The sequence below is a fragment of the Streptomyces sp. NPDC003027 genome (assembly GCF_053591435.1).
The window spans coordinates 180,734-194,628 of the sequence record NZ_JBSFTU010000003.1 but is presented as its reverse complement, the minus strand read 5'-3'; the positions used below and the strand labels follow the sequence as shown (position 1 = coordinate 194,628).

General features: G+C 71.1%; 15 protein-coding genes. 7 read left to right on the top strand and 8 right to left on the bottom strand.

All coding sequences use genetic code 11. The features are described from left to right. Positions 1-246: a DUF397 domain-containing protein gene (locus ACWDX6_RS04200; RefSeq protein ID WP_451483382.1), complete on the bottom strand. Its 246-nt coding sequence runs from the start codon at positions 244-246 to the stop codon at positions 1-3. Then, positions 243-1,106 carry a helix-turn-helix domain-containing protein gene (locus ACWDX6_RS04195; RefSeq protein WP_451483381.1) on the bottom strand — a complete coding sequence of 288 codons (864 nt, stop codon included), beginning with the start codon at positions 1,104-1,106 and terminating at the stop codon, positions 243-245. The genes ACWDX6_RS04200 and ACWDX6_RS04195 overlap by 4 nt, the downstream gene beginning before the upstream one ends. A 91-nt stretch (positions 1,107-1,197) precedes the next feature. On the opposite strand from ACWDX6_RS04195, the gene ACWDX6_RS04190 reads away from it, so the two are divergent. Beyond that, positions 1,198-1,650, top strand: coding sequence for an ATP-binding protein (locus ACWDX6_RS04190; protein WP_451483380.1), 453 nt, complete (start codon positions 1,198-1,200; stop codon positions 1,648-1,650). A gap of 20 nt (positions 1,651-1,670) precedes the next feature. Here ACWDX6_RS04190 and ACWDX6_RS04185 read toward each other — a convergent pair whose 3' ends face one another. The 4 genes from ACWDX6_RS04185 to ACWDX6_RS04170 form a co-directional block, all read right to left on the bottom strand. Further along, the gene (locus tag ACWDX6_RS04185; protein WP_451483379.1) at positions 1,671-2,177 is read right to left on the bottom strand and encodes a mycothiol transferase; all 507 of its coding nucleotides are present in this window, start codon (positions 2,175-2,177) and stop codon (positions 1,671-1,673) included. A 5-nt stretch (positions 2,178-2,182) separates the two neighbouring features. Then, positions 2,183-3,070, bottom strand: a complete 888-nt coding sequence (locus ACWDX6_RS04180) for an oxidoreductase (protein WP_451483378.1) — start codon at positions 3,068-3,070, stop codon at positions 2,183-2,185. A 97-nt stretch (positions 3,071-3,167) separates the two neighbouring features. Next, a complete protein-coding gene (locus tag ACWDX6_RS04175) occupies positions 3,168-3,578 on the bottom strand; it encodes a DnaJ family domain-containing protein (protein ID WP_451483377.1) in 411 nt (136 codons plus the stop codon). Positions 3,579-3,678: 100 nt separating this feature from the next. After that, positions 3,679-3,882 (bottom strand): cold-shock protein, encoded by a 204-nt coding sequence (locus tag ACWDX6_RS04170; protein WP_007265804.1) that lies wholly within the window; start codon positions 3,880-3,882, stop codon positions 3,679-3,681. A 269-nt stretch (positions 3,883-4,151) separates the two neighbouring features. On the opposite strand from ACWDX6_RS04170, the gene ACWDX6_RS04165 reads away from it, so the two are divergent. After that, positions 4,152-5,021: a menaquinone biosynthetic enzyme MqnA/MqnD family protein gene (locus ACWDX6_RS04165; protein WP_451483376.1), complete on the top strand. Its 870-nt coding sequence runs from the start codon at positions 4,152-4,154 to the stop codon at positions 5,019-5,021. Between the two features lie 24 nt (positions 5,022-5,045). Here the strand turns inward: ACWDX6_RS04165 and ACWDX6_RS04160 are convergent, their stop codons facing one another. After that, positions 5,046-6,113, bottom strand: a complete 1,068-nt coding sequence (locus ACWDX6_RS04160; RefSeq protein ID WP_451483375.1) for an alpha/beta hydrolase — start codon at positions 6,111-6,113, stop codon at positions 5,046-5,048. Between the two features lie 141 nt (positions 6,114-6,254). Here ACWDX6_RS04160 and ACWDX6_RS04155 point away from each other — a divergent pair, with 141 nt between their 5' ends. The 5 genes from ACWDX6_RS04155 to ACWDX6_RS04135 all read left to right on the top strand — a co-directional run bounded on the left by ACWDX6_RS04155 (position 6,255) and on the right by ACWDX6_RS04135 (position 12,292). Further along, positions 6,255-8,072: a protein kinase domain-containing protein gene (locus tag ACWDX6_RS04155; protein ID WP_451483374.1), complete on the top strand. Its 1,818-nt coding sequence runs from the start codon at positions 6,255-6,257 to the stop codon at positions 8,070-8,072. A gap of 58 nt (positions 8,073-8,130) precedes the next feature. Continuing rightward, positions 8,131-9,330 carry a cyclic dehypoxanthinyl futalosine synthase gene (gene mqnC / locus ACWDX6_RS04150; RefSeq protein WP_403287793.1) on the top strand — a complete coding sequence of 400 codons (1,200 nt, stop codon included), beginning with the start codon at positions 8,131-8,133 and terminating at the stop codon, positions 9,328-9,330. A 7-nt stretch (positions 9,331-9,337) separates the two neighbouring features. Further along, positions 9,338-9,991 carry an imidazolonepropionase-like domain-containing protein gene (locus ACWDX6_RS04145; RefSeq protein ID WP_451483373.1) on the top strand — a complete coding sequence of 218 codons (654 nt, stop codon included), beginning with the start codon at positions 9,338-9,340 and terminating at the stop codon, positions 9,989-9,991. Positions 9,992-10,117: 126 nt separating this feature from the next. Further along, positions 10,118-10,810, top strand: coding sequence for a demethylmenaquinone methyltransferase (locus ACWDX6_RS04140; protein WP_451483372.1), 693 nt, complete (start codon positions 10,118-10,120; stop codon positions 10,808-10,810). 129 nt (positions 10,811-10,939) lie between these two features. Next, positions 10,940-12,292: a geranylgeranyl reductase family protein gene (locus ACWDX6_RS04135; RefSeq protein ID WP_451483501.1), complete on the top strand. Its 1,353-nt coding sequence runs from the start codon at positions 10,940-10,942 to the stop codon at positions 12,290-12,292. A 282-nt stretch (positions 12,293-12,574) separates the two neighbouring features. Here ACWDX6_RS04135 and ACWDX6_RS04130 read toward each other — a convergent pair whose 3' ends face one another. Further along, a complete protein-coding gene (locus ACWDX6_RS04130; RefSeq protein ID WP_451483371.1) occupies positions 12,575-13,408 on the bottom strand; it encodes a C40 family peptidase in 834 nt (277 codons plus the stop codon). Between the last annotated feature and the right edge of the window lie 487 nt (positions 13,409-13,895).

The following is a 13,895-nucleotide window of genomic DNA, read 5'->3' as shown; positions in this document are numbered from 1 at the left end:
TCACGCAGCGGACGCCACGGCCACGAACGCCGCCCAGGCGGAGGGGGCGACGGCGAGCTGGGGGCCGTGGGGGTTCTTGGAGTCGCGGACGTGGACGGTGGTGGGGTGGGCGGCGACCTCGACGCAGTTGCCGCCTTCGGCGCTGCTGTAACTGGACTTGCGCCAGTGGTAGGCCACTTCGATGCAGTTGCCGCCTTCGCCGCCGCTGTAGCTGCTCTTGAACCAGGCCAGTTCCGTCGTGCTCATAGCTCTCCCAGCATCTTCTCGATCAAGTCCAGCGACTCGTGGGGCGTGAGTGCTTGTGCGCGGATAATCCCATAGCGCTCGGTGTACATGCGCACTTCTTCCGGGTCGGTGATCAGCCGGGCGTGACTGTAGCTCTCGGTGTACGCGACCTCTCGCCGCCCCCGGGGTGTGAGAAGGGTGAACGCGCCTTCCAGGCCCGGGTGTTCCTGACGGTCGGCGGGCATGATTTGGAGGTGTGCGGTCCGCAGCCTGCCGACCTCGATGAGGCGGCGCAGCTGCTCACGGAAGGCATCCCGGCCGCCCAGTGGGCGGCGCAGCACCGCCTCCTCGATGACGAAGCTCAACGTCGGGGCCGGCCACTTCTCGAAGATGGCCTGGCGGGCGAGTCGGTCGGCCAGGCGCTTTTCGATCGTCTCCTCGTCGTACAGCGGACGGCGGTAGCGGAACACGGCCTCTGCATAGGCGGGGGTCTGCAGAATGCCGGGCACCGCCTGCACCTCGTAATAGTGCAACGCCACCGCCTCCGCCTCCGCCTTCGCGAAGTCCCGGAACCAGTCCGGGTGCCGCGTCCGCGCCCGCGCCAGTGCCTCCCGTACGTCGTCCACCGCCGCCGCCAGCACGCCCCCCGCCCCCAGCGCCCGGTCCGCCCGCAGCAGGAAGTCAGGTTGAGGCGTCCGTACCCCTCGCTCCACCGACGAGACCAGGTCCTCGCTACAGTGCGTGGCCTCCGCCAGCTCCGCCTGGCTCAGGCCCGCGTTCCTGCGCAGGACCTTGATGATCTTTCCGAGCGCACTGAACAGATGCGCCGTTCCGTCGACTTCGGACGGCCGTTCCGGCCGTTCCTCCCGGTTCCCCGACATCCGTACCGCCTTCTGGGCGTGCTCGTACCACTACTCAGCGTCGTGCCGTCGTCGCTGGTCAGCGTACGGCCGGGACGCCAGGCTCGACCCCATGAAGTCCGAAATCTCCACTCCAACCGGTGAGTTCGCGCAGCGCCTCTCGGCCACCCGCCGTGGCGCCCGCCTCGCCCGTCTCCTCGCCGTGCGACAGCTCCACGACTGGGGCGTGACCGCCACCGAGGCGGCCGAACTGGTCGTCGCCGAGCTGGCCAACAACGCGGTCACCCACGGGCGCGTCCCGGGCCGCGACTTCGAGGTGCGCCTGGTCCTGTCCGCCGGCCACCTCCGCGTCGAGGTCTCCGACGCCCGGGGCGAGCGGGAGCCCGAGCCCGTCTCCGTACCGGACGAGGGCGGCTACGGACTGCTGCTGGTCTCGGCCCTCGCCACCGCGTGGGGCGTCAAGTCCCGCTGCGTCGGCAAGACGGTCTGGGCCACGCTCCCGCTCTCCCCTCCCCGGCCCGCCCGGCACGATGCCGAGCGGGCCGGCCGGGACAGGTCGGTCTGACCGTCACCGGGCCCCCGGAGCTACCGCCGCTCCACCAGCCCCCGCACGTACGCCGCCTGCCCCGCGTGCTGGTTCTCCTCCGCGATCACGCTCACCAGGCGGACGCCCAGGGTGACCGGCGGGTCCCAGGAGTCATCGACGATCCGGTCCAGGTCCGTGTTGGTCACCGAGGCGAGGTGTTCGAGGGAGCGCTCGTGCACGGCGTCGTAGTAGCCGAGCAGCAGCTCCGCCGGGGCGCGGACCTGGCCGACCTGCTTGCTGGAGTGGCCGTAGCCGGTCGCGTTCTTCGGGAACGGGAGGCCGAAGCGGGACGACCAGTCGTCGGCGGTCCACAGCTGCTCCGTGCCGAAGGCCCCGGCGATGTGGTCGTCCTGGATGCGGGTCAGGTGCCAGACGAGCCAGGCGATCGAGTTGGCCTCCTCGTCGACCCGGACCGCGAGTTCCTCCTCCGACAGGCCCTCGACGGCCCCGTGCACCGCGTCCTGGACGCGTCCGAACAGATCCAGCAGCAGGTCGGCACTCTTCATGTCGGTCACTCCTCGTCGATCGGCTCATCCGTCAGCGCGTTCAGCTCGGCCAGGGCCTCGTCGTCGAGGCGGAGGCCGGCCGCCGCGATGTTCTCCTCCAAGTGGGCCACCGATGAGGTGCCGGGGATGGGCAGAACGGCCGGGGACTGGGCCAGGAGCCAGGCCAGTTTCACCTGGGCGGTGGAGGCGTCGTGCCGTGCGGCGATCCGGGCGAGGGTGTCGACGGGCTCCGGGCGGCCGAGCGGGTCGAGGGAGAAGAACGGCACATAGGCGATCCCCCGCTCGGTGCACACGTCGAGGACCGCCGGCTCGGGGCGGTGGGTGACCGCGTACATGTTCTGCACGGCGGCGACCGGGGCGATCCGCAGCGCCTCGTCGAGATGGGCGGTGGTCACGTTGCTGATGCCGAGGTGCCGTATCAGCCCCTGCTCGCGCAGCTCGGCGAGCGCGCCGAACAGCTCGGCCATCGGATTCCCGGCCAGCTGGGACGGCAGCAGCCGCAGATGGACCAGGTCCAGATGGTCCCGGCCGAGTTCGCGCAGCGAGCGGTGGACGTCCTCCCGGAGCCTGCGCGGGTCGGCCGGCTCCATCCAGCTGCCGTCCGGGTTCCGCCCCGGGCCGACCTTGGCCGCGATCACCAGGTCGTCGGCGTAGGGGTGGAGCGCCTTGCGGATCAGGTCGTTGGCGGCGATGTCCTCGTGGAAGTAGAACCACGCGGTGTCGATGTGGTTCACGCCGAGATCGACGGCGCGCCGCAGCACCTTCACCGCCGTCTCCGGGTCGTTCGCGGGGCCTTCCCATCCCCGGGCCGGGAGCCGCATGGCGCCGAAGCCCATCCGGGTCACCGGAAGATCGCCGCCGAGAAGGAATCGAGTGTCGCTGGTTGTCGTCATGAACGAGATCTTGCGGGCCGCTCGCACGACGTGCGAACAACCCGCGATCCGGACCACTGCCAGCGTCGCCGCGCTCGGCGGTCCCACCGGTCACCGCTTACCGGCCGGGGTTCTGGCGTCCCGTCCGCCACTCCTCGACCGTGGCCTCGACGTCGAACGGCTTGAGGTGCAGCGGCGGCCCCGCCGGCGGGCGCTTCAGCGCCTCGGTGATCTTCTTGTTGATTTCGGTGAGGATGCGGCGGACCTGGGGTTCCGAGACGGCCCGGCCGATCGCCTCCGCCGCGTCCTCGGCCTCCTTGCGGAGGGCGAGCGAGGGCGGCAGGACGGACGCGCCCTCGCGGTGCAGCTTTCCCTTGATCCACCACAGCTCGTCATAAGGAGCGCGGTCGTCGTCGAGGGGCCGTCCGAAGCCGGCCAGCCGCTGGAACTCGCCTCGTTCCTCGGCCTCGCGGATCTGCTTGTCCACGAATGACTCGAAGCTGACGCCGGGCGGTTTGCGTTCGGTCATGCGTCCAGCGTAAAAGGCAGGAGCCCCGCTCGTGCCCGAAGGCGCGGAGCGGGACTCCTTGGGTACTTCTCTAGCCGTGCGCGATCGCCGACCCGGGCAACTAGGCCGGGGTGACGTTCTCCGCCTGCGGGCCCTTCGGACCCTGCGTGACGTCGAAGTTCACCTGCTGGTTCTCCTCAAGAGAGCGGAAACCAGACGCGTTGATCGCGGAGTAGTGGACGAAGACATCCGGGCCGCCGCCGTCCTGGGCGATGAAGCCGAAGCCCTTTTCAGCGTTGAACCACTTGACGGTTCCGGTAGCCATAAGCCCTCCTTGGGCCAAAGGGTTGCCCTGCTCCAGAACCTGCAAAGAAGTCTGAAAACTACAAAAGCCTGCGGGTCACATGCTCCGCAGGCTCTGTACTGCAAGGGAAACCAAACTGCAACTTGCGAGGAGCGTAGCACGCAGGGTGCGTCACGCACTAGAGGTAAAGATCACGTCACTCGCATGTTTGAAAGGCTCGCCAGGTGCTGACGGGCCGAGGCCCGGCCCCCGGCGATGTCCACCGTACGAGACGGGGCTAGCCTCGCGTTGTGGACAATGCGAACGACGACCACCAGCGCAGCCGGCCCCGCGTCGGACACATCCAGTTCCTGAACTGCCTGCCCCTCTACTGGGGCCTGGCCCGCACGGGAACGCTTCTCGACCTGGACCTGACCAAGGACACCCCCGAGAAGCTCAGCGAGCGGCTGGTGCGCGGCGATCTCGACATCGGCCCCGTCACTCTCGTCGAGTACCTCCGCAACGCGGACGATCTCGTCGCGCTGCCGGACATCGCCGTGGGGTGCGACGGTCCGGTGATGTCCTGCGTGATCGTCTCCCAGCGTCCGCTGGAGCACCTGGACGGGGCGCGGGTCGCGCTCGGTTCCACCTCCCGCACCTCCGTACGCCTGGCGCAGCTGCTGCTCGCCGAGCGGTACGGCGTCGAGCCCGACTACTACACGTGCCCGCCCGACCTGGGGCTGATGATGCAGGAGGCGGACGCCGCCGTCCTGATCGGCGACGCCGCCCTGCGGGCCTCGCTGCACGACGCCCCCCGGCTCGGCCTCCAGGTCCACGACCTGGGGCTGATGTGGAAGGAGTGGACGGGCCTTCCGTTCGTCTTCGCGGTGTGGGCGGTGCGCAAGGACTATCTCGCCCGGGAGCCGGAGACGGTCCGCGAGGTGCACGAGGCCTTCCTCGCCTCGCGTGATCTGTCGCTGGTCGAGGTCGCGAAGGTCGCCGAGCAGGCGGCCCGCTGGGAGTCCTTCGACGCGGAGCTTCTGGAGCGGTACTTCCGGACGCTGGACTTCCGCTTCGGGCCGGAGCAGCTGGCGGGCGTCCGCGCGTTCGCCCGCCGGACCGGCCCGACGACCGGCTTCCCGGCGGACGTACGGGTGGAGCTGCTCGGCTCCCTCCGCTAGGGAGTCCGCCCCCGCCGGCTGCCCCTACGGTGCGGGGACCGGCCCCTGCATGTGCTGGCTGATCCAGGCGATCGAGCCTTCCTCCATGCCCTGCATATACGTCTTGGCGTTGTGCCCGCCGCCCTGGATGACCTGGAGGCGGGTCTTCACCGGGCCCTTGGTGTAGTTCTTCATGAACGCCTTGAGCCGGGCCATGCCGGATTCCTTGGTGCCGATCTGGAACGCCAGATACGTCGCGTTGTCCTTGGTGTCCGGCTTCGTGCCGAGCGCCTTGGCGAGCTTCTCCGGGTTGTTCGCCTGCCGCTCGGCCTCGTGCCCGGCCCACAGCGGCGAGTCGGGGACGGTGTCCGGCCCGGACGCGATCACGGCCTTGAACCTGTCCGGATGCTGGAGGACGGACTTCAGCCCGACGAAGCCGCCCGAGGACGATCCCATGAAGGCCCAGCCGTCACGGGACGTGAACGTACGGAAATTGGCGCGCACGAAATCCGGCACGTCCTCGGTCAGCCAGGTGCCGATCCTCGGCCGGCCCGGGATATCACTGCCGTCGTAGTAGTACTTGTCGTCCGGATTGAGAACGGGCATCACGACGATGAACGGAAGGCTCTTCCCCTCCTGCGACCACCGGCTGATGCTCGACTGGAGTTTGAGGTCCGTGCCCATCCAGTAATTCGTCGGATAGCCCTTTCCGCCCGGCAGGGCGATGAGCACCGGGAAGCCGCTGTCGGCGTACTTCGGGTCGAAATACTGCTTCGGCGCCCACACCCACACCTTGCCGGTGAACCCGGACTTCGCGCCCGGGAGCGTGGTGACACCGATCTTGGTGCCGTCCTCAAGGGTGTTGGCGGTGGTGAAACTCGCCGCCGGACCGGTGGGGAGAAGCGTTTCGGGGCCGCTCGCGCGCCGGGTCTGCCGCGGGGTCCGCTCCGGCTTTTCGGCCGTGGCCGTGGCCGTGGCCCTCGGGGTGTCGAAGGTGAGCGGCGCGCCCTCGTCGGAACAGCCGGTGACCAGAGCGGCCGCGGAACCGAGGGCGAGGGCGGCGGCGGCGAACCTGGGCAGGCGCTTCGGCGGACGCGTCGGCAGGCGTTTCATGGTGGGGCTCCGGGTGCTTCGGGACACGACGGGTGATTACGGAAGGAAGGAGGGGCGGGAGAGGGGATCGGTTGACTCGGTACCGTTCCGAATCGTCGTGATCCGGCCCACGAAGCGCTCCGCGCTGCTAGAAGGGGAGACATGCAGCCGCTCGAAGCAGGGGAACCGAGGACCATCGGCGGCTACCGCATCCTCGGCAGACTCGGGTCCGGCGGCATGGGGCGCGTCTACCTGGCCCGCAACGAGGGCGGCCGGACCGTGGCCGTGAAGATCGTCCACCCGCACTTCGCGCTCGACGAGCAGTTCAGGGCCCGGTTCCGGCGCGAGGTCGAGGCCGCGCGGAGGGTCGGCGGGCGGTGGACCGCGCCCGTCCTGGACGCCGACCCGGAGGCGGCCGTGCCGTGGGTGGCGACCGGATACGTCGCCGGCCCGACCCTCGACCGGGCCGTGGCCCGGGTCGGCCCGCTGCCGGAGACGGCGGTACGCGCCCTGGGCGCCGGACTCGCCGAGGCGCTGGCGGGCGTCCACGCCCTGGGGCTCGTCCACCGTGACGTGAAGCCGTCGAACGTGCTGCTCACCCTCGACGGTCCCCGGCTCATCGACTTCGGCATCGCGCGCGCCATCGAGGGGACGGCGTCCCTCACCGCGACCGGCGCCTCCATCGGCTCACCCGGCTACATGGCGCCCGAGCAGGTCCTCGGCCGGGAGGCCACGGCCGCCGCCGACGTCTTCTCGCTCGGCGCGGTCCTCGCGTACGCGGCGACCGGCACCCCGCCCTTCCGCGGCGACACCTCGGCCGCGCTCCTCTACAAGGTCGTCCACGAGGAGCCGGAGCTGGGCGCGTTGGGGGAGCTGCGGCAGCTGGTGGCGGGCTGCCTGTCCAAGGACCCCGCCTCCCGCCCGACCCCGGCAGCCGTCGCGACCCGCCTGGCCCCGAGGGGCGCGGCGTCCCTCGTGACGACCGGCTGGCTGCCCGGACCGCTCTTGGAGGAGGTCAGCCGCACGGCCGTCCGCCTCCTGGAACTGGACGCGGACGGGCCGTCTGCCGAAGGGGAGCTCTCGGGCCGGGGGGTGGCGGCGCCGTCTCCGGACGGGGTCCTTTCGCGCTCCGGGCGGCCTGGCGTCGCGTCGCCGTCCCCCGACGCGGCCGGCCCCCGCGCGGACGATCCGTACGCCTCGGGACCGGTGCCGTTCACCGCGCCTTCCGTGGCGCCCGCGGCGGGCTTCGGGCCGCCGATGGAGCCGGCACCCGGCCTCTGGCCCGCCGCCGGCCCCGGGCTCCCGAGCGCGCCCCCCACCCCGCGGGACCTGCCCACCACCGGCCCGGCGGCGACGGCCACCGCGCCCGGTGGCTCCGCCCGGCCCGCTGACGTGCGTACCCCCGACACCGGGCGGAAGCTCTCCTTCTCCTTCGCCGCCGGGCGGCGGGTCGGGTGCACCGCCGCCCTCACCGTCACCGCCGCGCTCGTCGGCGTCACCCTGGGCGCCGGGTACCTCTTCGACCTGATGCCCGGCGGCCGCAGCGACACCAGCGCCGACAGGACCGGGAGGACGCCCAGCGCGAGCCCGCCCGCCGCCACCGCTCCCGCCGGCTCCGTGCCCCCCGCCTTCCTCGGGACCTGGACCGGCCCCACCACCGAGCGCAACGGCTCCCCGCACGGCGACTTCACCGCCGTCATCGGCAAGGGCAGGACCGGCGAGGACGTCGTCCGCACCAGCCACGTCATCAGCGTGCTCGGCACCACCGTGAAGTGCCACGGCATCGGCAGGCTCACCTCCGCCACCGCCCGCGAACTCCGCATCGCCGACCGCACCGACCCCGACCGCCCCGGCACCGCCGGCCTCTGCACCGGCGGCACCTCCACGTTCACCCTCACCCTCACCGCCGACGGCACGCTCGCCTACCGCTCCCACGAGGAGGCCGCCGGCCGCCCGACCGGCACCCTGCGGAAGTCCTGAGAAACGCTGGCGTACGCTGGTTCGGTCCGTCCAGCGACCCTCCGAAGGGACTCACCCGGTGACCGAGAAGGCCGACCTTCAGTCCGTCCTCGACCGCGCCGCCGAGGGTGGCCGGATCACCCCCGAGGAGGCGCTCGACCTCTACCGCTCGGCGCCGCTGCACGCGCTCGGCTCGGCCGCCGACGCCGTACGCCGCCGCCGGTACGCAGGTACGGAGCACATCGCGACGTACATCATCGAGCGGAACATCAACTACACCAACGTGTGCGTCACCGCGTGCAAGTTCTGCGCGTTCTACGCCCCGCCGAAGGACACCGCCAAGGGCTGGACCCGCGACCTCGACGACATCCTGCGCCGCTGCGCGGAGACCGTGGAGCTCGGCGGCACGCAGATCATGTTCCAGGGCGGGCACCACCCGGACTACGGCGTCGAGTACTACGAGCAGCACTTCTCCGCCATCAAGAAGGAGTTCCCGGAGCTGGTCATCCACTCCCTCGGCGCGTCCGAGGTCGAGCACATGGCCCGGATCTCCAAGGTGTCGGTCGAGGAGGCCATCCAGCGCATCCACGCGGCCGGCCTCGACTCCTTCGCCGGCGCGGGCGCCGAGCTGCTGCCGGCCCGGCCGCGCAAGGCGATCGCCCCGCTCAAGGAGAGCGGCGAGCGGTGGCTGGAGATCATGGAGATCGCCCACGGCCTGGGCGTCGAGTCCACGTCCACGATGCTCATGGGCACCGGCGAGACGAACGCCGAGCGGATCGAGCACCTGCGGATGATCCGCGACGTGCAGGACCGGACGGGTGGCTTCCGGGCCTTCATCCCGTACACGTACCAGCCCGAGAACAACCACCTCAAGGGCCGTACGCAGGCGACGATCTTCGAGTACCTGCGGATGATCGCGGTCGCGCGGCTCTTCATGGACAACATCGCCCACATCCAGGGCTCCTGGCTGACCGTCGGCAAGGAGGCCGGCCAGCTGTCCCTGCACTACGGCGCGGACGACCTGGGCTCGATCATGCTGGAGGAGAACGTCGTCTCCTCGGCCGGTGCCAAGCACCGCTCGAACCGCATGGAGATCATCGACCTGATCCGCAAGGCGGGCCGGGTCCCGGCGCAGCGCGCGACGACGTACGAGCACCTCCTCGTCCACGACGACCCGGCGAACGACCCGGTCGACGAGCGCGTCGTCTCGCACATCTCCTCCACGGCGCTCGAAGGCGGCACGGCGCACCCGGAGCTGAAGCTCCTGAACGCCAACTGACGCACCCGTGCTGACGATCCACGCGGCGGACCTGGTCCTGCCCGGCGGCGGGCAGGCGCCTGTGCCGGGCGGCGCCGTCGTCGTGCGGGGCACGGAGATCGCCGCGATCGGCCCGTACGAGCAGGTGGCGGCGGACCACCCGGACGCGCGGGTACGCCGCTGGCCGGGCGTCCTGACGCCGGGGCTCCGCCAGTGGCACGGCCTGTGGTTGCTGACCAGGGTGTACCACCCCGATCCCCGCGAGGCCGACGAACTGGGCACCGCACCGCTCTCGGGACCGGCGTTCGCCGCGCTCGCACCCGACGCGGCCCGGATGGCGGGCAGCGTACGGCGCGGCATCCAGCGGATGCTGGCGCACGGCACCACCCATGTCGCCCTCGGACCCGGGCCGGCGGAGGTGCGGCAGGCCGTGGCGCGGGCCGGCCTGCGAGAGGTGCCGAAGGCGCACGTGCTCGCCCCGCCCGTCCGGGACGGGCCCGACCTCGACCCCTTCGTCGAGGGGCACGACCTGCCCGGCACCGCGCACGGCCCGCTGACCGTGGGCGGCCTCGCCGACCTGGCGGTCTTCGACGTCGCGGACGAGGCCGACCTCGTGACCCGGACCGCGTCCACCTGCGTCGCGACCGTACTCGGCGGCCGCCTGCTCTACCGCGCCCGCTGACCGCACCCGTTCCCCCGCCCCCCTGGCCCGCACACGGCACCGGCATGCCCCGCACGTGGGTCGTGCCGTCCGCCTGAGACAATGGGCGCGCCCGCCCGTACCCCGATTCTGCGAGGCCGAACGCCAGTGACCCGAGCATCCCTGGACAAGCAGCCGCACGAAGTCGCCTCGATGTTCGACGACGTGGCGGCGAACTACGACCTGACCAACGACGTGCTCTCGCTGGGGCAGGACCGGCGCTGGCGCAAGGAGGTCGCCAGGGCGGTCGGCGCCCGGCCCGCGCAGCGGATCCTGGACCTGGCCGCCGGGACGGCGACCTCCTCGCAGCCGTTCGCCCGGGCCGGGGCGTACGTCGTGCCCTGCGACTTCTCCCTCGGCATGCTCCAGGTCGGCAAGAAGCGGCACCCCTGGATGCCCTTCACCGCCGGCGACGGCATGCGACTGCCGTTCCGCGACGACGTCTTCGACGCGGTGACGATCTCCTTCGGCCTGCGCAACATCCAGGACACCGAGGCGGCGCTGCGCGAGCTGTACCGGGTGACGAAGCCCGGCGGCCGGGTGGTGATCTGCGAGTTCTCGCACCCGACCTGGGCGCCGTTCCGCACGGTCTACGAGGAGTACCTGATGCGCGCCCTGCCCTCGGTGGCCCGCGCGGTCTCCTCCAACCCGGACGCGTACGTCTACCTCGCCGAGTCCATCCAGTCCTGGCCGGACCAGCCGACCCTCGCGGGAATGCTCCGGAAGGCCGGCTGGTCCAAGGTCGCCTGGCGGAACCTCACCGGCGGGATCGTCGCCCTGCACCGGGGGTTCAAGGCCTGACGGCCGGGGGCTGCCTCGCGTACATGCCGTAGCCGCCGTACGGACGTGCGAGTGATGGTCACGCGTCCCGACGATCTCCTACGCATCTCCTCTGGAGGGTGGCCCTCCGGACGGTCCGCGACGGGCCCCATAGACTGCTCCCGTCCTGATCCGTGCCGTCCGGTACGCACCGTCGAGTCTTCGGGAGACCCCGCCGTGACCGAGCAGCCCCTCTCCGAGCACAGCGCAGACGTGATCGTCGTCGGGGCAGGCCCGGCCGGATCGACGACCGCGTACTACCTGGCCAAGGCCGGACTCGACGTCCTGCTCCTGGAGAAGACCGCGTTCCCCCGCGAGAAGGTCTGCGGCGACGGGCTGACCCCGCGCGCCACCAAGCAGCTCGTCGCCATGGGCATCGACATCTCCGAAGAGGCCGGCTGGCTGCGCAACAAGGGCCTGCGGATCATCGGCGGCGGCTCGCGGCTTCAGCTCGACTGGCCGGACCTCGCCTCGTACCCGGACTACGGACTGGTCCGCAAGCGGGACGACTTCGACGAGCAGCTCGCCCGGCAGGCGCAGAAGGCCGGCGCGCGGCTGTACGAGCGGTGCAACGTCGGCGCCCCGGTCGTCGACGACCGCACCGGCCGGATCACCGGCGTGCACGCCAGGCTCGGCGAGGAGAAGCGCGAGGTCACCTTCCACGCGCCGCTCGTCGTCGCCGCCGACGGCAACTCCACCCGGCTCTCCCTCGCCATGGGGCTGCACCGGCGCGAGGACCGGCCTATGGGCGTGGCCGTACGCACGTACTTCACCAGCCCCCGGCACGACGACGACTATCTGGAGTCCTGGCTGGAGCTGTGGGACCGGCGCGGTCCGCAGGACCGGCTGCTGCCCGGTTACGGCTGGATCTTCGGCATGGGCGACGGCACCTCCAACGTCGGCCTCGGCATCCTCAACTCCTCCTCCGCCTTCAAGGAGCTGGACTGGCGCGAGGTCCTCAAGGCGTGGTGCGCCTCGATGCCGGAGGACTGGGGGTTCACCCCGGAGAACATGACGACGCCGATCCGCGGCGCCGCCCTGCCGATGGCCTTCAACCGCCAGCCGCACTACACCAAGGGCCTGCTGCTCGTCGGTGACGCGGGTGGCCTGGTCAACCCGTTCAACGGCGAGGGCATCGCGTACGCCATGGAGTCCGGCCAGATCGCGGCCGACGTCATCGTCCAGGCCCACGCCCGGACCACCCCCGCCCAGCGCGAGCTGGCGCTGCACAACTACCCCAAGATCCTGAAGGACACCTACGGCGGGTACTACACCCTGGGCCGCGCCTTCGTGAAGATCATCGGCAACCCGAAGATCATGAAGATCGCGACGCAGCGGGGCCTGACCCACCCGGTCCTGATGAAGTTCACGCTGAAGATGCTGGCCAACCTCACCGACCCGACGGGCGGGGACGCGATGGACCGCATCATCAACGGCCTCTCGAAGGTGGCCCCGAAGGCCTGAACGCCCGGGTAGTCGCTCGGCGAGACCCCGACCGTACGCGGGAAGTGCCGCCGGAGGTTCGCCGCCGCCCCCAGGCCGCTGCGGTCGCCGACGGGCGGCTGCTCCGGCCGCACCTGGAGCTGACGCGCGGCGCGGTCGAGGCGGGGCACGGCGGGGACAGCTGCGCCCGGCTCATCGAGGCATTCCGGAAGCAATCCCCCATGGACGGGCAAACCGAAGGGCCGTCGCTCCCCCGAGGAGTGACGGCCCTTCACCGCTGAACGCGGGAATCGAAAGCGGGGATCAGAGGATGCGCACGGCGCCGGACGGGGTGTCCCAGTCCAGCGACCGCTCGACCACACCGGTCGACGGGTTCTGCGCGCCGACGTACATGCCGCCGCCCACGTAGACGGCCACGTGGTACGAGCCGCTGCGGCTGCCCCAGTACAGGATGTCGCCGGGCTGGAGGCTGCTCAGCGAGACGGAGGTGCCCATGCTCGACTGCGAGCTGGAGACCCGGGGCAGGTCGATGCCGGCCTGGCGGTACGCGGCCTGCACGAGACCGGAGCAGTCCCAGGAGTTGGGTCCGGTGCCGCCGGAGACGTAGGCGTCGCCGACCTGGGCGCGGGCGAAGGCGACGATCGCGGCGGCGGAGCCGGAGGCCACCTGGGTGTCGGCGCTGTACGAGCTGCTGCCGGAGGAGTCCGAGGAGTCCGAGGAGGCGGACGCGGAGAGCGTGGTGCGCTCGGCGGTGCGGGAGGCACGCTCCCGGGCCTCCTCGCGGGCCTTCTCCGCGCGCTCGGCCTCGGCCTTGCGGTCGGCCTCGTCCTTGGCCTTCTTGGCCTCCTGGGCGGCCTTCTTGTAGGCGGCCTCCTCCTGGGCCCGCAGGCTCAGGTCGAGGGCCTCCTGCTGGGACGCCTCGGCCGAGGCGGAGACGGCGCTCGCCAGTTCGGCGTCGAGCGCGCCCAGGGTGGGCATCTCGATGGTCTCGGTCACCGGCTCGGCATTCGCCGGCCCGGCAGCACCGGCCACCGCGATGGTGCTGAGGACGCCACCGGCAACTCCGGCACGGAGAGCGAGCTTGGAAGCGCTGCGGCGGGGCTTCCGGTGGCTGGGTATGTGAGCGGTGTGGGACATGAGTACAACCGCTATCAGGGGTTCACGGTTCCCATCAAGAAACGTGTGTTGCGCCACAGTTACGAACGGAACCACCCAATCCGCTGCCCTGGGCCCCTTATTGACGCCGTAACGGGCAATTCGGGCGCCCCTCATCAGGGCCTTGATCACGGGTTTTCCGCGAAAGGTCCGAATTGACCGGCGCTTACCACCTCTTCACGCGGTTGGCCAAGCCCCACAGTTGACGGGGCGTAGGGAACGTGACGCAGGTCACAAGCGGCCAACTTCCGGGCCTCGCCGGGCCCTCGGCGGGCGCCCCCGCGCGTCCACTTCGCTCCTCGTGACCCCTCGGCCGGGTGGGGTGAGCCCTCTATCACCCGTGCGAGTCCATCGCGAATTTGCCTGTAGTCACCATCGTTTGATAGGGCAAGGCGGCTCCGACCAGGGACAACCCCCTCCGATGTCACGTCTCGTACTCGCTTGGCTACTTGTCGTATGAAGATCACCG